Raw genomic sequence first — 23,938 nt, 5'->3', positions numbered from 1 at the left:
TTGATATTCTTTTCGTGATTCTGGTTAGCCGACGATTTTGTTCCACTCGTCGAAGAAGCCGGGGAAAGACTTGCCAACACAGGACGGATTGTCAAGGTTCACTTCAATTCCGGCCAGCTGGAACAGGGACATGGACATGGCCATGCGGTGGTCGCCATAGGTCTTGAAGTCGATGGCATGCCCCTTGGGCAGACGGCCCGGACGCACGATGAGGGAGTCGCCCTCGATCTCGGTGATGGCCTGAGTGCGGGCCACTTCGTCGGCGCAGGCGGCCAGACGGTCGGTCTCCTTGATGCGCAGGTGGGCCACGTTCTCAATGATCGTGGGGGTGGAGGCAAAGGCCGCGGCAGCGGAAACGGTAGGGACCAGATCCGGGCAGCGGTTCATGTCCACGGTCACGCCGCGCAGGTTACTCGGCTCCACAAGGATGCCATCGAAGGTGACGTTGATCTTGGCACCCATCTGGCCAAGGATGTCCATGATGGCGCGGTCGCCCTGCAGGGAGTCGGCAGCCAGTCCCTTGATCAGAACAGGGCGTTTGCCCACGGCTCCTGCGGCCAGGAAGTAGCTGGCGTTGGACCAGTCGCCTTCCACGCGGTAGTCAGTGGCATCGTAGCCGGTAGGCTGAACGATGAACCGGATTTCACCCGGGGTCGCGCCTTTGACGGAGCGCCACGGCACTTCTTCCCACTTGCCTTTTTTCTTCAGTTCCACGCGGAACCCGGCCTTGAAATCTTCCATGATGCGCAGAGTGAGCGCAACGTAAGGCCAGGAGACGGCTTTCTTGCCGACCACGTTGATGGTTATTTCGTGATCAGCCAAGGGCGCACCCAGGAGCAGACCGGAGAGGTATTGGCTGCTTTCTTCCAGAGTGATGTCCACCGATTTTTTGGTGTAGCCCTTGCTGGTCATGATAAAGGGGAGGAACCCTTCATTCCCTTGATATTCGAATTTGGTGCCCAGTTTGGAAAGTGCGGCAGTGAGTTCGCCCATGGGGCGCTCGTGCATACGGGGTGCGCCGTGCACGTTGAAGGTGCCTTTACCGGCGGCGGCCACGGCGGTCATGATGCGGCAGGTGGTGCCGGATTCGTGCATGAACAGTTCGTGCGGCTCTTCATGCTTGTTCTTACCGTCGGCATTGCCGCCCGCGGGACCGGCTTCCATGCCGGTGACGATGAGCTTGTCGCCTTTGGGTTCGATCTTGGCGCCACAGGCTTCAAGGCAGCCTCTGGTGCGGGTCAGATCGTCGGAGTCCAGAGCGGACGAAACTTCGGATACGCCGTTGGCCAATGCCGCCGCGATCAGGGTGCGGTGGGAAAGGGACTTACTGGCAGGCGCGTTGATGATGATCGGTTCCTGGGTCATTGTCTTTCCTCCTGGGTGGGGTAGGCCCCGAGCACACGCAGGGTGTGGCATTGGTGACGGATGTCGTCGAGTACATCTTCGTATTTGTTGCCGCTGAAATCGAACTCGAGATCGGCGAAGAATACATATTTCCACTTTTCGCCCCGGAACGGACGGGACTCCAGCTTGGTCATGTTGATGCCCTGATGCGCCAGAGTGGTCAGCACCCGCGCCAGTGCGCCGGGGCGGTTGGGCAGGGTGAAGAGGATGGACGTCTTGTCGCGCTTTTCTTCCTTGGAAGGAGCAGAGCCGATGATGACGAAGCGGGTCCAGTTGTCCGGCAGGTCCTCAATGGAATCGGCCAGCAAGTTCATGCCGTGCATGTCTGCCAGCTTGGCGTGGCCTACCACGGCGGCGGCCTTTTTGCCTGCCACCACTTCGGCGGCCTCGGCGGAGGACTCCATGGGAATGGTCGGTACGCCCGGCAGATTCTTGTTCAACCACTCGCGGCATTGCCCCAGAGGTTGAGGATGGGAGTAGATGACCTCCACATCCTCAATCCTTTCCGCATTGGAGATAAGGGAATGGCTAATGCGGCTGAACACCTCGGCCTGAATGTAGACCTTGTACTTCATGAACAGGTCGACAACCTGACCGACGGTGCCCTCAATGGAGTTTTCCAGCGGGATGACACCCAGCTCCGCGCCTTCTTCGGCAACGGCCCGGAAAATTTCTTCAAAGTTGTTCTTGGGTGTCAGGGCTGCGGCCGAGCCCATGTGCTCGATGGCTGCAAAATAGGAAAAAGTGCCTTCAGGCCCGAGAAAAACGACACGCTCAGGGCGCTGCAGGTGACGCGAGGAGGACATGATCTCGCGGTAGATGGTGCGCAGATGCTTGTCCGGCAGGGGGCCGGGGCTGGAATCTGCGATTTTGTTCATGACTTCCTGCTCGCGGAACGGCTTGTAAATAGGCTCGTCGTTTGCGGCCTTCCATCGGCCCACGCCCAGGCTCACTTCGGCCCGCTTGTTCAGCAAGTCCACGATCTGTTTGTCCAGAGAGTCGATTTGTACCCTGAGATTTCCCAGATCGGGAACGTCGTTGTTCTTCTCGTTGTCTGCCATGGTTCTTTCTCGCATGTAGTAGCTCGATATGATTATACGAGCTTACTTTGAAATTCTTATATTAACATTATATAAAGATTGTAACGCGCCTTTATGATTCATCCGGATGGACGGAGAGGCCAGGAGCACCTCCCCGTCCACCAGTCGGAGGAGTTACCCTTCCACGATTTCTTCCTTGATGCGCATGCCGAAGTGGCGACCTGCTTCGTCGGTCTTGACCATGATCTTGTCGCCCTTCTTCAGGGTGACGACAGACACGGGTTCGCCCTTATCGGAGACGACGCGGATGGTCTCGGCATTCTGCAGGAACACCTGGCCTTCCTTGACGCCTTCGGACGTTTTGACTTCAGCCTTGATGAGCAGCATGGGGCGGATTTCCACTTTCACGCGGCCCACGGTGGCGATGGAGGTGGCTCCGTCTGCACCCACGATGAGGACGTCGGTTCCTGCGGCAAGCTCTTCGAGATAGGTAGTCTTGTCGCCGGGCATCTGGGCGTAGGCGTGAACCGCTCCGGCATTCACACGGAAGGGGCGGGCAGCAACATAGGGATTGGATTCGGTCTCGGCGTGGACGAGAAAAGAGAAGGCAGAGGAATTACCGATGAGCATTCCCTGACCCTTTTTGAGCATGGAGATGGTGTCCACACACACGCGGTGACCGAGGCCGGTAGATTCGATTTCAGTGACGGTGGCTACTTGGAGGTCCATGGTTCCCTGCGAGAGCTTGAGTTCGGAGACGATCTGCTTGAGATCGGTTGCGCCTTCGGGGAGGACAACCACGGTGTCGCAGCCGCGCTCGAGAATACCGGCGGCCAGAACTGCGCGGTCCAGATCCTCGCATTCAAGGGCGAGGGTATCAACCTGAGCGAGGATGTTCTCCACCGGGATGATCTCCCATCCCTGCTTGAGGACGACCTGCTTGCCTTCCTTGATGCCTTTGATGGCTACGTCTTCGTCGGACTTCTTGGTCAGCTCGACCACGGGCATGTCCTCGGGGGTGATGACCTTGATCTTGCTGAGAAGTTCCACGTCCTTGACGTGCTTCTTCTCGACCATCACGGCGTCAACGCCGGATTCGAGGGCTAGGGTGATCAGATCCTTGTTGAAGGGGACCGACTTGTAGATGACTTTTTTCATTGGAATGTACCGCTGTTATCCTTTGAGATGGTTGAGGGCCGTTTCAACAGTCTCGTCCTGATGGACAACCATGTTGAGGGCTTCGACAAGGCGGGTGGGGTCGTCGTGCTGGAATACGTTGCGTCCCACGGAAAGGCCTGCGCCGCCTGCTTCCAGTGAATCATGTACCATCTGAAGGAATGATTCGGTAGAGTCAAGTTTTGGTCCACCTGCTATGACCACTGGGATGCAGCAGGCGTCGCAGACCTTGGAGAAGGATTCGATGTCACCGGTGTAAGGAACCTTGACGATGTCCGCGCCGAGCTCGGTGCCCACGCGGGCGCAGTGGGCGACCACGGCCGGATCGTACTCGTCGGAAACCTTGGGGCCGCGTGCGTAGACCATAGCCAGCAGCGGGATGCCCCAGTTGGCGGCTTCCGAAGAGACTCTGCCGAAATCGTTCAGCATGGCGGCTTCGGTTTCATCGCCGAGGTTGCAATGGATGGAGATGGCGTCAGCGCCCAGGCGGATTGCATCCTCCACCGAGGCGACCAGGGACTTGGCGTTGGGGAAAGGAGACAGGGTAGTGGAGGCGGACAGGTGGACGATGAGTCCGATGTCTTTGCCTGAAGCGCGGTGTCCGCAGCGGACAAGGCCTTTGTGCTCGATGACGGCGTTCGCCCCGCCGTCAACGACCCTGCCGACTGCTTCGCGCATGTCCACTAGCCCGTCAATGGGGCCGACCGTTACGCCGTGATCCATGGGGACCACGATGGTGCGGCCTGTGTTCCTGTTAACGATTCTCTCCAATCTGATCGCTTTTCCGATGTGCATCTGTCTTCTCCTGTTTTTTGCCTCTTCGCCAGCCGGGACTCTCTCTCACGGTTCTCTCTCTTTCGTGTGGCTCGGCGGCTCGGGCAAAAAAAACAAGGGCCGCCGGCTTACGCCCGCGGCCCTTGAAGAGTTAGTTTGCTAGTTTGTTATGCCTTCACCAGGCTCACACTGCACCCCTTCCAAGACCACGAGCGTGGCTATACCAATACCAAAAATAAAAGTTGGAAAAGTATGCGGATAGGGGGGTGGTGAAGTTCATGGCCTTTTAGCTAGCACTGCAACGGTTGTTCTGTCAACAAAATAAAATGTTACAATTTCAATATGATATTATATATTACAATATAAAAGAGTGACCGGCGGTCATTTTGTGTAATTTGTTACGTTTGACAATTTTTGTGCAATTTTGACCTTTCAAAAATGTAGTAAATAACAAATTTGAAAAAAATCTAACAAAATGAAAACCGAGAAAATGGCTATTTTACAGGGTTGGCAATAAAAATTCACTTTGGCACGGCTTTTGATACAGGGGAGTCAGGTTTGAAACGCATTCCACTTTTAAGGAGGAGCATTGTAATGTTTTTGAGAAAGTCCCCGACCCCCGTATCCCGCAAGACCGCCATCGCCGTGGGCGCGATGGTTGCAGTCCTTGCCCCCAGCCTCGCCTTTGCTGAAGAGGTTGAACTCATGACCCAGTTCCATGGTAATGTACTGTGGACCCTGGTCGCCGCCATCCTGGTTTTCCTCATGCAGGCAGGTTTCGGTTGCGTCGAGGCCGGTTTTACCCGTGCCAAGTCCGCCGGTAACATCATGATGAAAAACTTCCTGGATTTTTCCGCCGGTTCCGTCATCTTCTTCCTGTTCGGTTTCGGCGTCATGTTCGGCGTGGACGCCAGCGGCTTCATTGGCACCAGCGGTTTCGGCCTCGCCGGTGTTGCTGAAGGCGATCTGTCCTGGACCTACACCTTCTGGTTCTTCCAGTCCGTGTTCGCCGCTACTGCCGCTACCATCGTCTCCGGTGGTATGGCCGAGCGCACCAAATTTGGTAGCTATATCATTGTATCCATCGTCCTGACCGGCCTCATCTACCCCATCTCCGGTCACTGGGCCTGGGGCTCTCTGTGGCTCGGCGACGATGGCGCTGGCTGGCTCGAAGGCCTCGGTTTCTGTGACTTCGCCGGTTCCTCTGTAGTTCACTCCGTAGGCGGTTGGATCGCTCTGGCTGGTGCCATGGTTCTCGGTCCCCGTATCGGCAAGTACACTGAAGACGGCAAAGCAAAGGCCATCCCCGGTCACAACATTCCTCTGGCAGGCCTCGGTGTCTTCATCCTCTGGTTCGGTTGGTTCGGCTTCAACCCCGGTTCCACCACCACTGCTGACGGCTCCATCGGTTTCATCGCCATGAACACTTCTCTGGCAGCTTGCGGCGGCGTACTCGGCGCCATGGTTATCTCCTGGTTCCGTTTCGGCAAGCCTGACATCTCCATGACCATGAACGGCGCCCTGGCTGGCCTGGTTGGTATCACCGCTGGTTGTGCCACCGTATCCCCCGGCGGCTCCATCATCATCGGTCTCATTGCTGGTCTGCTCGTTGTCCTGTCCATCGAATTCATCGACAAGGTCCTGAAGATTGACGATCCCGTCGGCGCATCCTCCGTTCACGGTGTGTGTGGTGCCTGGGGTACCCTGGCCTGCGGTCTCTTCAACACTGACGGCGGCCTGTTCTACGGCGGCGGCGTTGGCCTCCTCGGCGTACAGCTCATCGGTGTAGGTGTCTTCTTCGTCTGGGCATTCGGTACTGGTTACATCCTGATGTCCGTCGTCAAGGCCATCTTCGGTATCCGCGTCAAGAAGGACGAAGAACTCAAGGGTCTGGACATCGCCGAGCACGGCTCCGAGTCCTACAACGGCTTCCAGCTCTTCAGCAACGAATAGTCTGACAGCCAAGATAAGACCAACAGCCATATCATAAGGAGATATAAGAAAATGAAGCTCATCATAGCATACATCAGGCCCGAAAAGCTCAACGACGTGAAGCAGGCCCTGTACGCCAAGGAAATCTACTCCCTGTCTGTAACAAACATCCTCGGCTCCGGCCGCCAGAAGGGATTCACTGAAACTTACCGCGGTGTGCAGATGGAAGTGAATCTGCTCAAAAAGGTCCGCCTCGAAATCGGCGTCAACGACGACTTCGAAGCCCCGGCCATCGAAGCCATTAAGTCTGCAGGGCAGACCGGAAATGAAGGTGATGGCGTAATCTTCGTCACCGAACTGGCCAAAGCCATGCGTATCCGCACCGGAGAAGATGGAATCCTGTAATCATCAACCGTAAACACCACGCTTCGTTTAGGCGGGAAACAACAGACCGACGAGAATCGTCGTAGTCCCGAGTCGCACCCGCCATAGCCTCCCGGCACTCGGGACAGGAAGCACAAAGTGGATTGCGAAAACTGAAGGAGCCGGGGCGGCTCAGCCGCCCCGGCTCTCTGATTGCCAACCATTAAAACACGAATTTAAGCCTGAATTTCTGAGTTTTATCTGTCGTATAAGTAGTAAGTCCAATGTTTACCACCGTGCCCGATCTCGAAAAGATATTAGAAGAAGAGTCCATACTTACCCATTTTCAGCCCCAGGTCTCGCTTAAGCGCAAGGCCGTCATCGGACTGGAAGCGTTAAGCAGAGGATTCGACCCCGAAAGCGGAGAAATTGTACCTCCAACCCTGCTGTTCGGTCAGGCCCGGGACGCGGCATCCCGGCTCGCTTTGGACCGGGTCTGCCGAACAAAAGCGGTTGAAGCCTTTGCCCCCCTGCATCGCAAGGACAAGTCCGTGATGCTCTCCATGAATATCGATGCATCCTGCATCACCGAGGCTACACGGGGTTCCAATCATCTGCTCAAGCTCATCAAGCGTTGTGGCGTCAGCCCCAATAACGTTATTATCGAGATCATCGAGTCCCGTTGCGACGACGAGAACGCACTCATGGAGTTCGTCCGGTTCTATCGCAAAAAGAACTTCCTCATTGCACTGGATGACGTTGGAGCAGGTTTTTCCAACCTCGACCGTATCCCGATGATTCAGCCCGATGTCATCAAGTTGGATCGCTCACTCATTTCCGGTGTGGATAAGCACTTCCACAAGCTTGAAGTGGTGCGCAGTTTCGTGCAGATGTCCAACCGTATCGGCAGTCTTGTATTGGCCGAAGGCGTGGAGACAAGCGGCGAGGCCATGTGCCTGCTCGGTAACGGTGTTGATGTCTTTCAGGGCTTTTTCTTTGCGCGTCCCGCGCCCGGCCTTGATGCCGTGCCCGGAATGGCCGAAAAAGTACACGCCCTGGCAGAGAAGCATCGTGAACAGCGGACCCGTCATTTCGCGGAAGAGAAACGCGTCTTCAAGAATTACGATTTGTTGATGCTGACCATGTGTCACTCTCTGGCGGATACCCCCTCAAGAGGTATTGATAAGGCGTTGACCCGCTTCATTGATACGTACCCCAGTGTCGAGTGTCTGTATGTGCTGGATATGAAAGGACGTCAGGTAAGTGATACTTTGTGCAATCCCAGCAAGCTGAAGAAAAGCCGTCGCTTCCTGTACGAGCCCGCACGTCTTGGCGCAGATCATTCCCTCAAGGAATATTTCCTGCCGGTTCAGGCCGGGTTGGAGAAGTTCACTACTGAACCGTACATCTCGCTTGCCTCGGGTAATCTCTGCATCACCATTGCCCATGTCTTTTACCACAAGGCTAGCGGCCGCCATCTCATCCTGTGCTCCGACATGAGCCGCGAGGACGCCTGCGCCTGTTATCTTTAGAACGGCTGTTTAGGCTGCGGCCTACTCATTCATTGCTTTCCGTGGGGTAAGTGTATATTCCTGTGCCTGAAACGTACGGCGCGAATCATGGTTTTTCGCGAATCGCGACGCCATCGTTTCCACAGGCAATATCATGTCGTACTCCTATAGAGATTTCATTTTCGGAGAGTTGCAGGAACTCGAACAGCAGAACCTTGTCCGCAGGATTCCCCCTGTGGAGAGTGGTGCTGACAAGTGGCTGCAGTATGACGGCAAGCAACTGCTCAACCTCGCGTCCAACAATTATCTTGGATTGGCCGGGCGGCCGGAATTGAAACAGGCCGCCATCGACGCCACGGAAAAGTATGGCACCTCCAGCGGAGCGTCCCGCCTTATCAGCGGCAACTACTCGCTGTTTGATGAGTTGGAGCAGGAGCTTCGCGAGTTCAAGAAACAGGAAGACGCCCTGGTGGTCGGCTCCGGTTTCACGGCCAACCTGATGATTCTGTCTACGCTGGCCGACAGGCATACAGTCGTTTTCTCCGACAAACTCAATCATGCATCCATAGTGGACGGTGTCCGTTTGTCCGGCGCAAAGCATGTTCGTTATCGTCATAATGACATGGAGCACCTTGCCGCGCTGATGGAAAAGCATGCCGACGCGCCAAGAAAGTTGCTTGTCACGGATTCCGTTTTCTCCATGGACGGTGATCTGGCAGAACTGACTGCCATAGTGGAACTGTGCGAACGCTATCAGGTGTTGTCTGTAATAGATGAAGCGCACGCTGCCGGAGTTATGGGCAAGGGGCGTGGACTTGCCGCCGAACTCGGTCTTTCTGATCGGATAGATGTTCACATGGGGACCTTCAGCAAGGGGCTCGGTTCTTACGGGGCCTATGTGGCTGGCAAGTCGGATATTATCGAATTTCTGCGTAACAAGGGACGACCCTTCATTTTTTCTACCGCCTTGCCTCCCGCAACCATCGGGGCAAATCTGGCGGCGGTTCGTCTTGTTCGCAGTGAGCCGGAGTTGGGTGAGCGCCTTGGTGTCATGGCAGGTGATGTGCGCAGATTCCTGCAACAACTCGACTTGGATACCGGGCCGTCGCAGACTGCCATCATTCCTGTTATTCTCGGTGAAAACGAGGCCGCGCTCAAGGCGCGAGACATGCTCATGGAGCAGGGGATCTATGTCGGTGCCGTCCGCCCGCCCACTGTGCCGCAGGGGACAGCCCGCTTACGGATCAGCTTGCGCGCGGACTTGACTGATGCGGACTTGAGCCACTTCAAACAGGCCGTATCCCGGATGGTGGACAGCCTTGATTAACGATTTTCTCTTTGTGTCCGGCTGGGCCGGCTATCCGGAATTGTTCCCTGCCTTGAAAGGCAAGGGCGAATTCCTCATGCCCTTTGTGCGGCATAGCGAACGTGAAATATTCGAGCGCTTTGAATCTTCCGAGGCGTCGACGCTCATCGCATGGTCCACTGGTGCCCACATGGCGTTGAAACGATGGAGTCGTGTGGTGGAGCGGTTTGATCGTATCGTACTGCTTGCTCCATTTCTTGGGTTCACGGATTACACTGCTGACAAGATCGTCAAACTGATGATTCGTGGCATGAAACGCGACCCGCAGAGCGTTATTGACGGGTTTCTTGCCAATTGCGGATTCCGTGGCACGGTTCCCTTTGATCCGGCCGACACGGAAAGTCTGATTGAAGGGTTGGAATATTTGCGTACCTCACGCGCGGCAGCTTCCCATCTGGGAGCGGAAAAGACTGTGCTTGTTCACGGCGAGCATGACCGGATCGTGGCCCCGCTGGCTTCGGAAGATATCTGGGAAACCATGCCCAAGGCTTCCTACATGGCCCTGACATGCGGGCACTGGATTGCAGACAATGACATTATCGACATCGCTTTCCAAAGATAGCATCCGCCGCGCATTCGACCGGGCGAGGGATACGTACGCCAAGGCCGCCAAGGTGCAGGCCGAGGTTGCGCTGAAGTGTGCCGGACATGTTCCGGAGGGCGAGTATCCTGCCGTTATCGAGATCGGTGCGGGGGGCGGCGTCCTGACCAGGCATATCGCGTCTCGTTGTCAGCACGACAGATACGTGGCCGTGGATATCTCCCCGGAAATGTTGTCGCAGGTTAACCTGCGCATGCTCTCTAATCCGGAACTGGTGATGGCCGATGCCGAGTGTCTCAAATTGTCACAAGACAGCTTTGACCTGCTGGTGAGTTCGTCCACAATGCAGTGGTATCATTCGCCAGAAGTCACCATTCATGACAACCTCAAGCTGCTGCGAAACGGTGGTTTCTTCTCCCTTTCCATCTTTGTAGAAGGAACCTATGCCGAGTTTGCCAAGGCCTCTGCTGCTACCGGCTTCGGCTCCATGCTTCCCATGCGTCCGGCAGAGTTTTTCATTGAAATTCTGCAGGATGCCCACGTGACAGATGTGCAGTGGGAGCAGACAAGCTATACCTGTCACTATGCCAGTGCATCCGATATGCTGCGTGCTCATCGTTCCACCGGAGCCACTGCAACGGGCGGGGACAAGCAGCCATCCAAGTCGGCGTACAAGGAGTTTATCAACTACCTTGAGCGATTCCGCGTCACTGATGGTATCCCTTCGACCTCTTCCATTCTCTATCTTTGGGGCCGCCGCTAGCCCATTTACAAAAAAAAGGCCTGCGACATTGCCGCAGGCCTCGTGGTTTGATCAGTTCGACGTGTCTTACATGTCGAGGATCTTCTTGGCGGTTTCATCCATGATATCGGTGATGAAACGGATGCCGGTTTCCTGTTCGGTTTCGCGGTTGCCGGAGGCAATGTCGTTGCGACCGATTTCCTGCAGGGAGAACTTGCGCGCACCGCACAGGAGCTGCTGCAGCTCTGCGGACAGTTTGTCCACCAGACACCAGATGGCGACCGCACCCAGCGGCACGTTCTTCATCTCATCCTTACCGACATGTTTCTCAACGTCGGAGTAGCAGGCGAAGATTTCTTCAGCAGACTGCCCGTACTTGGCAACAGCGGCGGGGAGCTTGTCCCAGTTGCCGTTGACCGCAGCCTTGCGCTCGGGGTTGAGCACGCCTTCGATGTTGGAGCCGAGGAAGCCGGGGATCATCATGCCGCGGCCCATGCAGATCATCTTGGCGTAAGGACCGCCGAGGGCGAGGCCCTTGAAGATGTCGCTGCCTTTGGCAAAACCACCGGCGAAAGACATATCCACTACGCGCTTGCCCTTGGCGGCGAGGCGGGAAGCGTATTCATGCGCCTTGGAGTGGAGCAGGATGGAGGGGACGCCCCAGCTTTCCATCATGTTCCACGGGCTCATGCCGGTGCCACCGCCGGAGCCGTCCATGGTGAGCAGGTCAAGTTCTGCTTCGGAGGCGAACTTGATGGCCATGGCCAGCGCTTCCATGCCGTAGGAACCGGTCTTCAGGGAGATGCGCTTGAAGCCGAGTTCGCGCAGGTACTTGACGGAGTTCATGAACTCGTCGCGAACCTGTTCGTAGGTGGCGAGGTTGGTGTAGCCGAGGCGGCTGTGGCGGGCGAAGTGCTTGATGGAGCCGCGATTGTAGCCGTCGATGACTTCGGGCTTTTCCGGATCGGGATCCACGAGGTAGCCACGTTTCTTCAGGAACTGGGCGTACTCGATGCTGGTGACTTCGATCTCGCCGCCGATGTTCTTGGCGCCCTGACCCCACTTGAGTTCGATGATGACCTTGTCGCCGTACTTCTCGGCCACGTATTCGGCCACGCCGTTGCGGGTGTCCTCAACGTTGAGCTGCACGATGATTGCGCCGTAGCCATCGTAATAGCGCATGTAGGTGTCGATACGGCGTTCCAGCTCGGGAGCCTTGGAAATGCGGCCGTTCTTGATCTCGGATTCGCGGTCCACGCCGACAACGTTTTCACCGACAACGATGGGTGCGCCAACCAGCGCGCAACCGGAAGCAAAAGCGTCCCAGTACTTGGCGGCGATGAAGGTGGAACCGAGGGCGCCGGTCATGAAGGGAACTTTACATTTGGTAGTCTCTTTGGCGCCGAAGGATGTCTCCAGAGAAACATCAGTGAAAAGCAGGTCCTTGTCGGTGCAGGGAGCGCCCATGGCACCGTAGTTCAGACCCTGAATTCTGAGGGAGTTGTAGGAAACGCCCACGTGGGTGGTGTTGCCGCTGCCTGCGGTGACAAGACCGAAGTCGCGGGGGTACAGCACTTCGCGGCCACGCAGGGAGGAAAGCCAAGTCTCACATTTGCCCTGACAATCGGCCCGGCACAGGGTGCACAGACCTGAATCAATGGCGTTACCGCGGTTTACGCTTCCTAATACGTCATTACTTTTTGGGAAGTTCGTCAATTTCTCTCTCCAAATAGGTGTGAATGAATGTTCAAATGAATAAAGTGGCAAGTTTGTAACAAAGCAAAATGCCGAAGTCATCTTAAATCGACAAAAACGACAATTATTACATACAAAAATGTATGCCGGGCAGAATTGCCCCACCTTTTTGTTTGATGTGAAGCTCAGGTCGTGGCAAGGTCCTGAATATGCGGTTGTATTTAATAGCGTTGTTACTCTTTGGCGTCTTCCTGCCGGGCCTTATGGCTGCACCGGCAGGAGCAGAAGAGTTGCGTGTTGCATATATCAAATACCCTCCCTTTAATTATCCCAAGGATGGCAAGGCTCATGGCACAGCCGTGGAGCTTGTCCGACAAGTTTGTCAGAAGCTCGGTCTCGAGCCTGTTTTTCAGCCTCTGCCGTTTGCGCGTTTGCTTTATGAGATGAAAACAGGAGAGGTGCACTGCGCCGCCAACCTCTATTGGAATGAGGAGCGGGCACAATATATGGAATACGTGCCGTTCAGCTCCATCTATGAAGAGATCGTCGTGTACGTGAACAACGCCAGCGGATTTCGGCCCGTCGTGCTGGATGACCTGCATGGTCATGATGTCGGCGCGGTGCGCGGCTACCATTATGGCGAAGGCGTGCTGGAAAAACTGGGCGGAAATGTGGTTTTTGTCAAAGACAGCCACACCCTGTACAAGATGCTTGCTGAGGGGCGGTTTGATGTCGCGTTGGGCAACCGCTATGGTGGCGCGGCTGTGCTCAATGAACTGGGGCATCGGGACAAGGTCCGCGTCATGTTTTCCTTGGCGCGGCAGCAGTTCTTCGTGGCTTTTTCCAAGACGCTGGGTGCCAAGGGCCATGCGTTGGCCAACCAATTTGCGATTGAGATGCAACGCATTGCGAAGGAGAATGGAGAGAGCGAAGACTAGTCCTCTCGCATGACATATTTCGAAAAATGAAAAGGCCCCGGCAGCATGTGCTGCCGGGGCCTTTGTTGTGTCGCTTTGATGATCGACTAGATCTTGCAGGCAGTGCGGAGATCGTCGACAGCGTCGGTCTTTTCCCAGCCGAACTCGGGGAGCTCGCGACCGAAGTGACCGTAGTTGGTGGACTTCTGGAAGATAGGCTTGCGCAGGTCCAGGCGTTCCAGGATGTAGTAGGGGCGCAGGTCGAAGACTTCGTTGACAGCCTTGGTCAGCTGTTCGTCGGAGACCTTGCCGGTGCCGCGGGAGCAGACAACTACGGAGACGGGATCGGCAACACCGATGGCGTAAGCGATCTGGACTTCGCACTGGTCGGCCAGGCCGGAAGCAACGACGTTCTTGGCAACGTAACGAGCCATGTAAGCGCCGGAGCGGTCGACCTTGGACGGGTCCTTACCGGAGAATGCGCCACCGCCGTGGGCACCTGCACCGCCGTAGGTGTCGTTGATGATCTTACGGCCGGTCAGACCGCAGTCGCCGACGGGGCCACCGATAACGAAACGGCCGGTGGGGTTGATGTAAGACTTGAGTTTATCGTCGATCAGGTCCTCGGGCAGGGTCTTGAGGACGACTTCACGAAGGATGTCTTCCTGCAGCTGGCCGAGTTCGACGCCTTCAGCGTGCTGGGAGGAGACAACAACGTTGTCGATGCGCACGGGCTTGCCGTTGTCGAATTCGACGCAGACCTGAGTCTTGCCGTCGGGGCGCAGGTAGTCCAGAACGCCTTCCTTGCGCACGTCGGTGAGGCGCTTGGAGAGCTGGTGAGCGTAGTAGATCGGGGTGGGCATCAGGGTCGGGGTCTCGTTGGTGGCGAAACCGAACATCATGCCCTGGTCGCCTGCGCCCTGTTCTTCGGGCTTCTGGCGGTCAACGCCCTGAGCGATATCCGGGGACTGCTTGTCAATGGAGGAGATGACAGCGCAGGTTTCCCAGTCAAAGCCCATGTTGTCGGCAGAGTTGTAGCCGATGTCCTTGATGGTGGCGCGGACGATCTCCGGGAAATCTGCGTAAGCAGTAGTGGAAATCTCACCGGCGATGAAAGCCATACCGGTGGTGACCAGGGTTTCGCAGGCCACGCGAGCCATAGCGTCCTGACCAATGATGGCATCGAGGATTGCGTCGGAAATCTGGTCGGCGACTTTGTCGGGGTGACCTTCAGTAACGGATTCGGAAGTGAACAGATACTTGCCTTCAATCTGCATGAGAGAGTCCTCCTAAAGTTGATTCGGAAGTGTTGTCACTATCGGATCAACTTTGATGATGGTTTTAAAATGTGTGACGTCTAGAAATCGGGAGTGAGGTCGCACTCGAGAATTTCATCAACGGTGTTGTTTTTGCCAGCGACGATGACGCGGGGCTTCTTGGTGTGTGCCTCGCTCTCGTCCAGCCACATGTAAGTGGCGATGATAACGCGCTGTCCGACCTTGCCCTTGTGTGCGGCGGCACCGTTGAGACAGATCTCTCCGGGGGCGCCGGGGATGGCGTAGGTGGTCAGGCGTTCTCCATTATCCAGGTTGTACACATCCACCTGTTCGTAGGGCAGAATGCCAACCTGTTTCATCAGCTTGGTGTCGATGGACAGGCTGCCCCGGTACTCCAGATTCGCCATGGTGATGGTGGCGCCATGAATCTTGGCGCTCAGAAAACAGCGTTTTGCCATTTTATACCTCAATCAACAGGTTATCGATCAGTCGAGCCTTGCCAACTTGCACGGCTACGGCCACCAGGACAGGAACGGTGATCTCGTCCACAGGGACAATGGCTTCGGGGTCGACGACTTCAATGTAATCCACCGTGCTCATGGGAATGGCGGCGGAAAACTCATCTTTCAAAAATTTCTTCACAGCGTCCGGATTACGTTCGCCGGACACCACCTTATCGGCAGCTTTCTGCAAACCTTGACGGATGCCGGGTGCGGCAGCGCGTTCTTCTTCGGTGAGGTAGGCGTTTCGTGAGCTCATGGCCAGGCCATCTGCCTCGCGAATAATCTCGTGGCCGATGAGTTTCACCGGGATGTCCAGATCGCGCACCATGCGTCGGATGATGGCGAGCTGCTGCCAGTCCTTTTGCCCGAAAACAGCCAGATCAGGCTGGGTGAGCATGAACAGCTTGGTGACAACGGTGCACACTCCGCGGAAGTGACCGGGACGGGCCGAGCCGCACAGGTGCTGGCCCAGTTCGGGCACATCGATCCATGTGGCGTGGTCCGGGTGGTACATGGCGTCCGGAGCCGGCGCGAAAAGTATATCCGTACCTTGGGACTCTGCCTTGGCGCGGTCGCCCTCGAAATCGTGGGGGTACTTGTCCAGATCCTCGTTCTCCCCGAACTGGGTCGGGTTCACGAACAGGGTTACTACCAGCTTGTCGCATTCGGGCCGTGCACGCTTCATCAGCGCAAGGTGTCCGTCATGAAAAAAGCCCATGGTCGGCACCAGGCCTATGGTGAGGCCTTCCTGCCGCCATTTCAGGCATTGCTTCTGGAGCTCTTTGGGGTCACGAATTATCTGCATTGTTTCCATCGTTAATAGTGGAACTGACAGGGACAGCTATAATAGTCAAGAAAAAAATAACTATATCAAGATGCATTGATATAGTTCAAATTCAATTCTATCAAATATGAGTGACTGAGGGAAAGTTTTCTCGCTCTATGCCGGGAGCGAACCCCAACTTTTATTTGAGAAAAAATGCAGGGGGATGTACGTTTCCGGGCATGAGGACCATAAAAGACATTTTCGCGGACGAGTCGTTGTCTTTCACGCCGCAGGAATTGATCGATTTCGAACATACGATCAAGGACTGCATCAGTGAATTTCTGCCGTTCACATCCTACAGCCTCTTCTTCCCTAGGGGAAACAAGGGGACGCCTGTGCCCGAACCGGAGTATAGGGCCGAGGACAAGGAGCTCGTCCTGCCGTTGGTCTTTCAGGATCGCATGCTTTGCTACTTCATTGCCAAAGGCGTGAAGCTGAAAGCGCCGTCCACCGCTCCCAAGTACATCATGGCGCTGGCTACCGCTGTCCTCGAGAAGATCGCTCTATATAAAAAGAGTGTGACCGAACCGCTGACCGGCCTCTACTCCCGCGATTATTTCTTTGATGAGTTGGCCAACTCCATCGATCAGGTGCAGGGGTGCATCGCCCACGGCAGTTGCCGGGCAGGGGTAGAAGGTAACACCGCCGAAATGGCTTTTTCCGGTACACTGGGCGTCATCTTTCTCGACCTCGACAATTTTCAGACCATCAACGAGCGCTACGGCTACCTGACTGGCGATGACATCCTGTCCGAAGTAGGCCGCCTGTTGAGTATGGTCTGCCCCAAGTATACGACCGTGTCCCGCTTCGCCAACGACAAGTTCGCCGTCCTCGTGCCGGACGCCAAGCCGCGTTCCTGCTTCCAGCTTTCCGAGGTTATTCGCTCCGGTATTTCCAAGCTTTCATTTACCGATGATATTACCAAGGACACCATCACCCTGACCGGTTCTCTCGGTTTCGTTAATTACCCGCAAGGGTTGGAGGGCGGCCAGTTCCGCCGGACTCCTTCCGAGCAGGCCCGCATGCTGGTGCGCAAGGCGCGCAAGGGCGTGGGCGTTTCCAAGGATCAGGGCCGAAACCGCGTGTTCGGCTATGGCGATATCCTTACCAAGGGCGGCCGTGTCATCGAGAAGCTGCCCATGGACCGCATGGTCGTGTCCATTGGTGAAACTGTCGGGGCCAAGGTGGGCCAGCGGTTCCTGCTGCGCGCGCCCAAGTCCGGTGCGGCTGCATCTGCCACCCTGTCTCAGGACGAACGCCTGTCCGGCCGTTACCCCGCCATGTACAAGGGCGAGGTCGTTCTGGTCGAAGTGCAGGAAGAGCTCTCTTTTGCGGAAGTACTCCATATCGCGGACCCGACATGGACCGTGGAACCCGGCGATCGTCTCAAGCTCATTGAAGGAGATGAATCGCTGTTCGCGGTACAGCCGGAAGTGGAAGATGCCGCTGTTCGCAAGGATGCAGCCCGACTGGTTTCCTACAGTGACTTCGCGGCTCATCTGACTACGGTTCGTCAGGAGAGCGAGCAGTTTGGTCTCTCTCTGATCCGTATTCTGGATCAGCCTGCCGACTCGGACGACAACTATCAGGAAGCCATGGACCAGATGGTCTCCGGTGTGGCCAACATTGCCCGCGCCGTGCTTGGTGACAAGGCGTACGGTGGCCGCTTCGGCCTCAACGGCATGATCTTTTTCCAAGAGGATGTGGACTGCGAGACCCTCATGGAGCGCACGCTGGAGATTGAAAAGCGGGTGGCCGACACCTTGTCCTTCAAAGTCTCCATCGGTTCGTCCTGCTATCCTTTCCTGAATTACAAGCGGGCAGACATTCTCGAAAATTGCCGAAAGGCCCTTGATCACGCCATGCTGCTGCCCGAGCCTTGCGTTGCCGTGTTTGATTCCATTTCACTCAATCTTTCCGCAGACCGCCGTTTCATGGATGGCGATGTGTATGGCGCCATTGACGAGTTCAAGCTGGCGCTTCTTGATGATGACGAGAACCTGCTGGCTCGCAACTCGCTGGGCATCTGCTTCGCTCAGTTGGGACGGTTTGAGGATGCGCGCACGCATTTTGAAGAAGTCATCGCCATTGATGACAAGGATATTCTCGCCCTCTACAATCTGGGCTGGGCCAACCACAGTCTGGGCGATCTGAAGAAGGCGGAGGCAGCATATCGCCAGTGCCTGAAAGCAGACCCGGCCCATGTCTATTCCCTGATGCGACTTGGTTCCATTGAAGAGAAGGGCGGCAACTACAAGAAGGCTGCCGAACTCTACAAGCAGGCCATGGAGCAACCCGGCGGGGAGCGCATGGTGCTTCGTCCTTTGGCCCGTGTCTCTTACGTCCTTGGCGATATCGAGGATACCCGTGAATATCTCCACCTCGCGCTCAATGCCGACCACAACGATCATCAGGCCATGCATCTGCTCGCCCGACTCTACCTCGATCAGGGTGAGGACCCACAGATCGCGGAAGTGCTCGCTCGCCAGTCTTCGGCACTGTCGCCGGGCAAGGATATCTACTGGGATGTGTTGGTAGAGGCCTTGGAAGCACAGGGCAAGAGCGAGGAAGCCGCCAAGGTCAAAGCCCGCGCTGCTGGGTAGAAAATACTCTCCATACAATCACGAGGGAGAGGGGGATGGTCATATGCGGATCATCTCCCTCTCCTATTTCATTATAGGACGAGTATTAGTTTTACTAATTTTTTGCTGCACCTTGCGCTGCTGCGTGGTAAAGCGAAAGTGTTTGTTTTGAATCAGTTGGTTGGAGAGTTTTCATGAATCAGAGAGAAGAAAGACCATTACCCATTCGCTACCTGCTTGCATCCTTCAATGAGTTTTTCAAGATGGAGGCCGCGGGCGGTATTGCCTTGATGATATGTACTGTGGCCGCCCTTGTGTGGGCCAACTCGCCGTGGGCTGAGAGTTATTTTACCCTGTGGCAGACCAAGCTCACCGTTGGAATTGGGGATTGGATGCTGTCCAAGCCCGCCATTCTGTGGATCAATGATGGACTCATGGCGATCTTCTTCTTCGTGGTGGGGCTGGAGATCAAGCGCGAACTCCTGGTGGGTGGATTGTCCACCCCGAGCCAGACCGTTATGCCTGTGGCCGCAGCCATCGGTGGTATGGTCATTCCGGCGATTTTCTTTGTCGCTCTTAATATGGGTGAGGAGTCCATTGGCGGTTGGGGCATCCCCATGGCCACGGATATCGCCTTTGCCTTGGGGATTATGTCTTTGCTTGGCAGTCGTGTGCCTGTGGGGCTCAAGATTTTTCTCACCGCAGTCGCCATTGTTGACGATATCGGTGCCATTCTGGTCATCGCGTTGTTTTACACCACGTCGTTGGACCTGACTGCGCTGACCGTTGGTGTGGTAGTGCTCGTCATGATGGCCGTGCTCAATCTGCGCTGGCGCATTCGGCACTCCATTCCCTATCTTCTGCTTGGAATCATTGTCTGGTTTGCCTTCCTCAAGTCAGGCATCCACGCCACCATTGCGGGTGTATTGGCCGCCATGACCATCCCGGCCGGAACGCGCATGAACTGCACCAATTTCGTGGAGAAGCTTCGCAACGCTGCCGAGACCTTTGAGATGGCTATTACGCCGGGCAAGACCGTGCTTACCAACAGGGAACAGCAGATGGCGTTGCACTCCATGGAGCACGCCTATGATGACGCAACCACCCCGTTGCAGAACATTGAGCATGCCCTACACCCGTGGGTTGCGTTCTGCATCATGCCGATTTTTGCCCTCGCCAATGCCGGCGTGGCATTTGAAGCAGATATCTTTCAGGACCTGGTGACACCGGTTTCCATGGGAATCTTCATCGGCTTGGTGGTAGGAAAGCAGGTCGGTGTAACAGGGGCATGCTGGCTGGTACACAAGCTTGGACTGGCTCAGTTCCCGGACCGCACCACCATGATACATCTTTGGGGCGCAAGTTGCCTTGCAGGTGTCGGTTTCACCATGTCCATCTTCATCGCCAACCTCGCCTTTGATGACGGTTCACGACTGGTCGAGCTCTCCAAGATTGCAATCTTGTTCGCCTCGCTGGCTGCAGGGGCACTTGGTTATTGTATCCTGAAGTACATGGCGCCGGACGCCTCAGGCGGGGAGAGTTCAGAAGATTAACGCTGTAACAGCGTTGTGGAACGGGGGTAGAAGCCGTATTTTTCGTAAAAGGAAAAGGCCGCTTCATTACCATAGACCACATTGATGGACTTGGTGATGGCTCCATTCTCATCCATCCAATCCAGGGCGGCACGCATGAGCGTGTCGCCCATTTTCATGCTGCGGTACAGCTCGTCCACATAGATGGATTCGATCTCCCCATGAAAGTCATTGCCTAATGAGGCCACGCAATAGCCGATGAATTTGCCTTTCAGGCGAATGAGGAAGATGCGGAGTTCGCCAAGGGTCGCCTTGCTTTGAAGGTACGCCTTGCGGTCTTTGAACTCGTAGCATTCAAAATCGAGTCGGAAATGCGGCGCGACTTGGGCGTGGAGCTTGTTGAGGGCCTCCCACATGGGGCGGATGTCATCCAGGCGCTCTGTGCCGCCAACAACGAGTTCCGGGAGTAGCATGCTAGAAATCCATCAGTCCTAAAGGATCAAGGGTGTTTTCCTCTTCGCGCACAAAGGTGGCGACATCGAAGAAAAGGTCCTTTTCCACACTGGTCAGACGCCATCTGCCGCCGGAACCAAAGGCGTTCCACAGTTCGGTGTGGATGCCCTGACGAACCTTGAAGCTGACGGACTGGACTTCGGGGTCCGAGCCTTCCAGGTGGGTCTGCATGAGCGGCACCAGGCCGCAGGTAACGTGCTGTACGTCGATGATTTCAGGCTGGGTTTCAGTGGAAGCGGTTTCAGTCGTCACGGTTATTTTCCTATGCAGAATGAATCGAAAATGGCGTTGAGAATTTCATTGGACGTGATTTCGCCCGTGATGCCGGAGAGGATGTCACAGGCCGTCTCCAATCGAACGCTGAGCAGGTCGTAAGGGATACCCATTTCCGTGTCTTGCTCAAGCAGCAACAGTTCTTCAGTGGCCGAAGCGAGCACGGCTGCCTGTCGAGCATTGGGCGTCAGTTCATCAGGATCGGGTTGCCCCGCTCCGTGCAGAACTCGTTCACGAATGCGGTTGCACAGCGAGTCGATATCGGTACCGTGCTTGGCAGAGACGGATATGGTCTCCAGCTTGAGGTTGGCCAGTGCGGCGCCATGGTCGGCGCTGAAATTCGGAAGGTCGGACTTGTTCAGCACGGCCAGTGTCTTATCCGGATCAAGGATTCTGGCCCTTTCCAGAGCATCCTCCTCAAGCGGGGCAGTACCATCAGCAAGGAAGAGCACCAGATCAGCCTGGTCCATCAGGTCGCGGCCCATTTCCAGACCGGCAGCCTCAATGGCATCGTCAGTCTTGCGGATGCCGGCTGTGTCAGCAAGGCGGATATTAAGGCCATCCAGATTGATGGATTCTTCAAGGTAGTCACGAGTGGTGCCGGGCTGGTCCGTGACAATGGCACGGTTGCGCCCCAGCAGGGCGTTCATCATGCTCGACTTGCCTGCATTGACCCGGCCAGCCAGTACAACCAGTGCGCCTTCTCGCCACGCCTTGGTGCGGTCAACTGCCGACAGCAGTCCGTTGATCTCGCTTCGTACTTCGGAGCTTACTTTGACCAGCTCTTCCGGAGACAGGCACTCCACCTCGTCCTCAGGGAAGTCTACCGCCACAACAAGCTGTGCACGCAGGTGTTCCAGTTTGGCTCTCAGTTCGCTGATCTTTTTGCCGAGCAAGCCGGAGAGCTTCACCTGTGCAAGGTGCATGGCGGCCTTGGTCGGGGCATGAATCATCTCTGCCACGGCTTCGGCCTGTGACAGGTCCATGCGACCATTCATGAAGGCGCGGTAAGTGAATTCACCGCGTGCGGCCAGTCGTGCGCCGAGGTTCAGGATTACTTCCAGAACCGCAGACAAAACGGCGCGCCCACCGTGGCAGTTGATTTCCACCACGTCTTCGCCTGTATAGGAGTTCGGGCCGGGCATGAATGCGGCCAGTACATCGTCCAGTTCACGGCCGTTAGCATCCAGCACATGGCCGTAATGCAGTCGGTACGGGGTGAAGTCGGAGAATGACTTGGCAGCAGCGCGGAAGACTTTACTCGCTATGACGCGGCAGTTCGTTCCGCTGATGCGGATGATACCAACACCACCGTCACCCGGAGGGGTGGCAATGGCTGCAATTGTATCCTTGGCAAGTTTCGGGTCAAGCATGATGCCTACTTACAGTATGCTTTTTTGAAAGGCAAAAGAAGAACCGCCTATGAGGCGGATTAAGATTGGACGAGTAGGGGGGGTGCTCCTGCACCCCGCCAAAGGCCGAGGGCCTTTGGAATCCCATAGCTCGCTTCGCTCGAAACTATCGACACAATACTTTGCTTAAACTCCGTAAGGTTTTTGGGTGCGCCCGTAGCCAAAAAAGAGTCATCAGTTTTTCCTCTGAGCATGCTCCCTCTTCTCCCCAACCACGTTAGGCTTCGTAAAGTGGTGCAGCTGCAAGGCGGAAGGCACGAGCCACCCGGAGGCGTAGCCTAGCTACGGTGAGGATTGGCTCGCGCCTTCCAACGCAGCAGATGTGCCGCTATACGAAGCCGGGTCCGCTAGAATAATACAAACAAAAAAAGGCCCGCTCCAAACGGAGCGGGCCTTTTTTGTTTGTTTCGTAACTAGCGGCGCGGACGATTGTCGTTCTTGCGGCTCTTGGGAACGATGAGCACGCGCTTCATGGGACCGTCGCCCTTGGAGCGGGTGAATACCTCTTCGTTCTCCTGCAGTGCCAAGTGTACCACGCGACGATGGTAGGAAGACAGGGGCTTGGTGGACTGGGTGCGACCCAGATCGGAAGCCTTGTCAGCCAGATGCTCAGCGATCTGACGGAGTTTGTCGTCCTGACGCTCACGGTAATCGCCGGTGTCCACCTGAATGCGGATGGAAGCTTCCATCTTGCGGGAAACCAGACGATTCACCAGGTACTGGAGAGAGGAGAGGGTCTGGCCCTCGCGACCAATGATCAGGCCGCTGTTTTCCTCGTCATCGATGAAGACCTTGACGCGGTCGGACTCGATGGTGACCTCAATGCTGGTGTCGCCGACGATGGGCTTGAGCAACTGGGTCATGACTTCCATAGTGGATGCCTTGAGCAGATCGTGATCGAAGTCGTCCATGTTGGCACGGGGACGCTCCTCACGGGGCTGTTCCTGACGCTGCGGGCGGCGTTCACGGGGCTTACGCTCCTTGCGCTCGGGGCGCGGACGCTCTTCGCGGTTGTTGCGAGGCTTCCGGTCGCGAGGCTTGTTCTGTCTCTTGCCCTTCTTCTGTTCCACAGGTGCGGAATCAACGTTGCCATTGATCTCATTGTCGATGGTTTCGAGGTTGACCTCGGGTTCCATGACATTGCCGTTCACCTCTTCGTCCAGGCGGTCGTAGTCCACTTCAGGAGCAGCTGCGTTGCCGGGCTCGATGGCGTTACCGGGTTCCGGGGCTTCTGCTTTGGGTGCAGGCTTGGGCTTGCGCTCTTTCTTGGGCTCAGCCTTGGCCTTCTTCTCACGGGGCTTCTTGGTTTCTGCCTTGGCCTTTTCGTCACCGTTAAGAATGTCAGTGGCGTTTACCTGGGCACGGGCGCGGGCCTTAACTTTGGCCTTTTTCACTCCCATGATACCGAAGATGCCGGAAGATCCGCCGGATAGGATCTCGATTTCCAGCCGGTCGCGCTTGAGATTGAAGTAATCACATGCGCTTTCGATGGCTTCGTCCAGGTCTTTTCCCTGGAATTCTTTGAAGTCACTCATTTGGTTTTCCTTGTCTTGCCGGGG

Annotated in this window: 21 protein-coding genes; 9 read left to right on the top strand and 12 right to left on the bottom strand. The window is 56.1% G+C overall.

Annotated features, from left to right (window positions below; all coding sequences use genetic code 11):
- Positions 1-24 precede the first annotated feature (24 nt).
- From aroA to HFN16_RS01795, 4 genes are all read right to left on the bottom strand, one after another.
- Complete coding sequence (gene aroA / locus HFN16_RS01810; RefSeq protein WP_168889074.1) at positions 25-1,365, bottom strand: 3-phosphoshikimate 1-carboxyvinyltransferase; 1,341 nt, start codon at positions 1,363-1,365, stop codon at positions 25-27.
- Positions 1,362-2,480 (bottom strand): prephenate dehydratase, encoded by a 1,119-nt coding sequence (gene pheA, locus HFN16_RS01805; protein ID WP_247648407.1) that lies wholly within the window; start codon positions 2,478-2,480, stop codon positions 1,362-1,364. The genes aroA and pheA overlap by 4 nt, the downstream gene beginning before the upstream one ends.
- Before the next feature lie 138 nt (positions 2,481-2,618).
- The gene (locus HFN16_RS01800) at positions 2,619-3,602 is read right to left on the bottom strand and encodes a 3-dehydroquinate synthase II family protein (RefSeq protein WP_168889073.1); all 984 of its coding nucleotides are present in this window, start codon (positions 3,600-3,602) and stop codon (positions 2,619-2,621) included.
- A gap of 15 nt (positions 3,603-3,617) precedes the next feature.
- Complete coding sequence (locus HFN16_RS01795) at positions 3,618-4,415, bottom strand: 2-amino-3,7-dideoxy-D-threo-hept-6-ulosonate synthase (RefSeq protein WP_168889072.1); 798 nt, start codon at positions 4,413-4,415, stop codon at positions 3,618-3,620.
- Between the two features lie 573 nt (positions 4,416-4,988).
- On the opposite strand from HFN16_RS01795, the gene HFN16_RS01790 reads away from it, so the two are divergent.
- The 6 genes from HFN16_RS01790 to HFN16_RS01765 all read left to right on the top strand — a co-directional run bounded on the left by HFN16_RS01790 (position 4,989) and on the right by HFN16_RS01765 (position 10,870).
- Positions 4,989-6,347 (top strand): ammonium transporter, encoded by a 1,359-nt coding sequence (locus HFN16_RS01790; protein WP_168889071.1) that lies wholly within the window; start codon positions 4,989-4,991, stop codon positions 6,345-6,347.
- Positions 6,348-6,398: 51 nt separating this feature from the next.
- A complete protein-coding gene (locus HFN16_RS01785; RefSeq protein WP_168889070.1) occupies positions 6,399-6,731 on the top strand; it encodes a P-II family nitrogen regulator in 333 nt (110 codons plus the stop codon).
- A gap of 242 nt (positions 6,732-6,973) precedes the next feature.
- The gene (locus HFN16_RS01780) at positions 6,974-8,221 is read left to right on the top strand and encodes an EAL domain-containing protein (protein WP_168889069.1); all 1,248 of its coding nucleotides are present in this window, start codon (positions 6,974-6,976) and stop codon (positions 8,219-8,221) included.
- A gap of 133 nt (positions 8,222-8,354) precedes the next feature.
- On the top strand, positions 8,355-9,527 hold the full coding sequence (gene bioF, locus HFN16_RS01775) for an 8-amino-7-oxononanoate synthase (RefSeq protein WP_168889068.1): 1,173 nt from the start codon (positions 8,355-8,357) through the stop codon (positions 9,525-9,527).
- Positions 9,520-10,128 carry a hypothetical protein gene (locus tag HFN16_RS01770; RefSeq protein WP_168889067.1) on the top strand — a complete coding sequence of 203 codons (609 nt, stop codon included), beginning with the start codon at positions 9,520-9,522 and terminating at the stop codon, positions 10,126-10,128. The genes bioF and HFN16_RS01770 overlap by 8 nt, the downstream gene beginning before the upstream one ends.
- On the top strand, positions 10,097-10,870 hold the full coding sequence (locus HFN16_RS01765) for a methyltransferase domain-containing protein (RefSeq protein WP_168889066.1): 774 nt from the start codon (positions 10,097-10,099) through the stop codon (positions 10,868-10,870). The genes HFN16_RS01770 and HFN16_RS01765 overlap by 32 nt, the downstream gene beginning before the upstream one ends.
- 66 nt (positions 10,871-10,936) lie before the next feature.
- Here HFN16_RS01765 and HFN16_RS01760 read toward each other — a convergent pair whose 3' ends face one another.
- A complete protein-coding gene (locus HFN16_RS01760) occupies positions 10,937-12,565 on the bottom strand; it encodes a glutamate synthase-related protein (protein ID WP_168889065.1) in 1,629 nt (542 codons plus the stop codon).
- A gap of 188 nt (positions 12,566-12,753) precedes the next feature.
- Between HFN16_RS01760 and HFN16_RS01755 the strand changes: the two genes are divergently transcribed.
- On the top strand, positions 12,754-13,482 hold the full coding sequence (locus tag HFN16_RS01755; RefSeq protein ID WP_168889064.1) for a transporter substrate-binding domain-containing protein: 729 nt from the start codon (positions 12,754-12,756) through the stop codon (positions 13,480-13,482).
- Between the two features lie 86 nt (positions 13,483-13,568).
- Here HFN16_RS01755 and metK read toward each other — a convergent pair whose 3' ends face one another.
- The 3 genes from metK to panC form a co-directional block, all read right to left on the bottom strand.
- Positions 13,569-14,738 (bottom strand): methionine adenosyltransferase, encoded by a 1,170-nt coding sequence (metK, locus tag HFN16_RS01750; RefSeq protein WP_168889063.1) that lies wholly within the window; start codon positions 14,736-14,738, stop codon positions 13,569-13,571.
- A gap of 80 nt (positions 14,739-14,818) precedes the next feature.
- Entirely contained in the window at positions 14,819-15,196 is a 378-nt protein-coding gene (panD, locus tag HFN16_RS01745) for an aspartate 1-decarboxylase (RefSeq protein WP_168889062.1), read from the bottom strand.
- Between the two features lies 1 nt (position 15,197).
- Positions 15,198-16,046, bottom strand: a complete 849-nt coding sequence (panC, locus tag HFN16_RS01740; RefSeq protein WP_168889061.1) for a pantoate--beta-alanine ligase — start codon at positions 16,044-16,046, stop codon at positions 15,198-15,200.
- A 200-nt stretch (positions 16,047-16,246) separates the two neighbouring features.
- Between panC and HFN16_RS01735 the strand changes: the two genes are divergently transcribed.
- Complete coding sequence (locus HFN16_RS01735) at positions 16,247-18,670, top strand: diguanylate cyclase (RefSeq protein ID WP_168889060.1); 2,424 nt, start codon at positions 16,247-16,249, stop codon at positions 18,668-18,670.
- A gap of 173 nt (positions 18,671-18,843) precedes the next feature.
- Positions 18,844-20,202, top strand: a complete 1,359-nt coding sequence (gene nhaA, locus HFN16_RS01730) for a Na+/H+ antiporter NhaA (protein ID WP_168889059.1) — start codon at positions 18,844-18,846, stop codon at positions 20,200-20,202.
- Here the strand turns inward: nhaA and HFN16_RS01725 are convergent.
- The 4 genes from HFN16_RS01725 to HFN16_RS01710 all read right to left on the bottom strand — a co-directional run bounded on the left by HFN16_RS01725 (position 20,199) and on the right by HFN16_RS01710 (position 23,914).
- Positions 20,199-20,654, bottom strand: coding sequence for a GNAT family N-acetyltransferase (locus HFN16_RS01725; protein WP_168889058.1), 456 nt, complete (start codon positions 20,652-20,654; stop codon positions 20,199-20,201). The genes nhaA and HFN16_RS01725 overlap by 4 nt on opposite strands.
- 1 nt (position 20,655) lies before the next feature.
- Entirely contained in the window at positions 20,656-20,946 is a 291-nt protein-coding gene (locus HFN16_RS01720; RefSeq protein WP_168889057.1) for a hypothetical protein, read from the bottom strand.
- 2 nt (positions 20,947-20,948) lie between these two features.
- A complete protein-coding gene (mnmE, locus tag HFN16_RS01715; protein ID WP_168889056.1) occupies positions 20,949-22,340 on the bottom strand; it encodes a tRNA uridine-5-carboxymethylaminomethyl(34) synthesis GTPase MnmE in 1,392 nt (463 codons plus the stop codon).
- A gap of 452 nt (positions 22,341-22,792) precedes the next feature.
- Positions 22,793-23,914, bottom strand: coding sequence for a protein jag (locus tag HFN16_RS01710; RefSeq protein WP_168889055.1), 1,122 nt, complete (start codon positions 23,912-23,914; stop codon positions 22,793-22,795).
- Positions 23,915-23,938: the final 24 nt, after the last annotated feature.

The sequence above is a fragment of the Pseudodesulfovibrio sp. zrk46 genome (assembly GCF_012516435.1).
In the GTDB taxonomy this organism is placed as follows: Bacteria; Desulfobacterota; Desulfovibrionia; order Desulfovibrionales; family Desulfovibrionaceae; genus Pseudodesulfovibrio.
Note: the sequence above shows the minus strand (reverse complement) of the source record. Positions and strands in the feature narration are given on the sequence as shown.

Excerpts from the sequence above, each read along its gene's own strand:
- aroA (WP_168889074.1), bottom strand. The coding sequence starts at position 1,365 with ATGACCCAGGAACCGATCATCATCAACGCGCCTGCCAGTAAGTCCCTT.
- pheA (WP_247648407.1), bottom strand. The coding sequence starts at position 2,480 with ATGCGAGAAAGAACCATGGCAGACAACGAGAAGAACAACGACGTTCCC.
- HFN16_RS01800 (WP_168889073.1), bottom strand. The coding sequence starts at position 3,602 with ATGAAAAAAGTCATCTACAAGTCGGTCCCCTTCAACAAGGATCTGATC.
- HFN16_RS01795 (WP_168889072.1), bottom strand. The coding sequence starts at position 4,415 with ATGCACATCGGAAAAGCGATCAGATTGGAGAGAATCGTTAACAGGAAC.
- HFN16_RS01790 (WP_168889071.1), top strand. The coding sequence starts at position 4,989 with ATGTTTTTGAGAAAGTCCCCGACCCCCGTATCCCGCAAGACCGCCATC.
- HFN16_RS01785 (WP_168889070.1), top strand. The coding sequence starts at position 6,399 with ATGAAGCTCATCATAGCATACATCAGGCCCGAAAAGCTCAACGACGTG.
- HFN16_RS01780 (WP_168889069.1), top strand. The coding sequence starts at position 6,974 with ATGTTTACCACCGTGCCCGATCTCGAAAAGATATTAGAAGAAGAGTCC.
- bioF (WP_168889068.1), top strand. The coding sequence starts at position 8,355 with ATGTCGTACTCCTATAGAGATTTCATTTTCGGAGAGTTGCAGGAACTC.
- HFN16_RS01765 (WP_168889066.1), top strand. The coding sequence starts at position 10,097 with ATGACATTATCGACATCGCTTTCCAAAGATAGCATCCGCCGCGCATTC.
- HFN16_RS01755 (WP_168889064.1), top strand. The coding sequence starts at position 12,754 with ATGCGGTTGTATTTAATAGCGTTGTTACTCTTTGGCGTCTTCCTGCCG.
- metK (WP_168889063.1), bottom strand. The coding sequence starts at position 14,738 with ATGCAGATTGAAGGCAAGTATCTGTTCACTTCCGAATCCGTTACTGAA.
- panD (WP_168889062.1), bottom strand. The coding sequence starts at position 15,196 with ATGGCAAAACGCTGTTTTCTGAGCGCCAAGATTCATGGCGCCACCATC.
- panC (WP_168889061.1), bottom strand. The coding sequence starts at position 16,046 with ATGCAGATAATTCGTGACCCCAAAGAGCTCCAGAAGCAATGCCTGAAA.
- HFN16_RS01735 (WP_168889060.1), top strand. The coding sequence starts at position 16,247 with ATGAGGACCATAAAAGACATTTTCGCGGACGAGTCGTTGTCTTTCACG.
- nhaA (WP_168889059.1), top strand. The coding sequence starts at position 18,844 with ATGAATCAGAGAGAAGAAAGACCATTACCCATTCGCTACCTGCTTGCA.
- HFN16_RS01725 (WP_168889058.1), bottom strand. The coding sequence starts at position 20,654 with ATGCTACTCCCGGAACTCGTTGTTGGCGGCACAGAGCGCCTGGATGAC.
- mnmE (WP_168889056.1), bottom strand. The coding sequence starts at position 22,340 with ATGCTTGACCCGAAACTTGCCAAGGATACAATTGCAGCCATTGCCACC.
- HFN16_RS01710 (WP_168889055.1), bottom strand. The coding sequence starts at position 23,914 with ATGAGTGACTTCAAAGAATTCCAGGGAAAAGACCTGGACGAAGCCATC.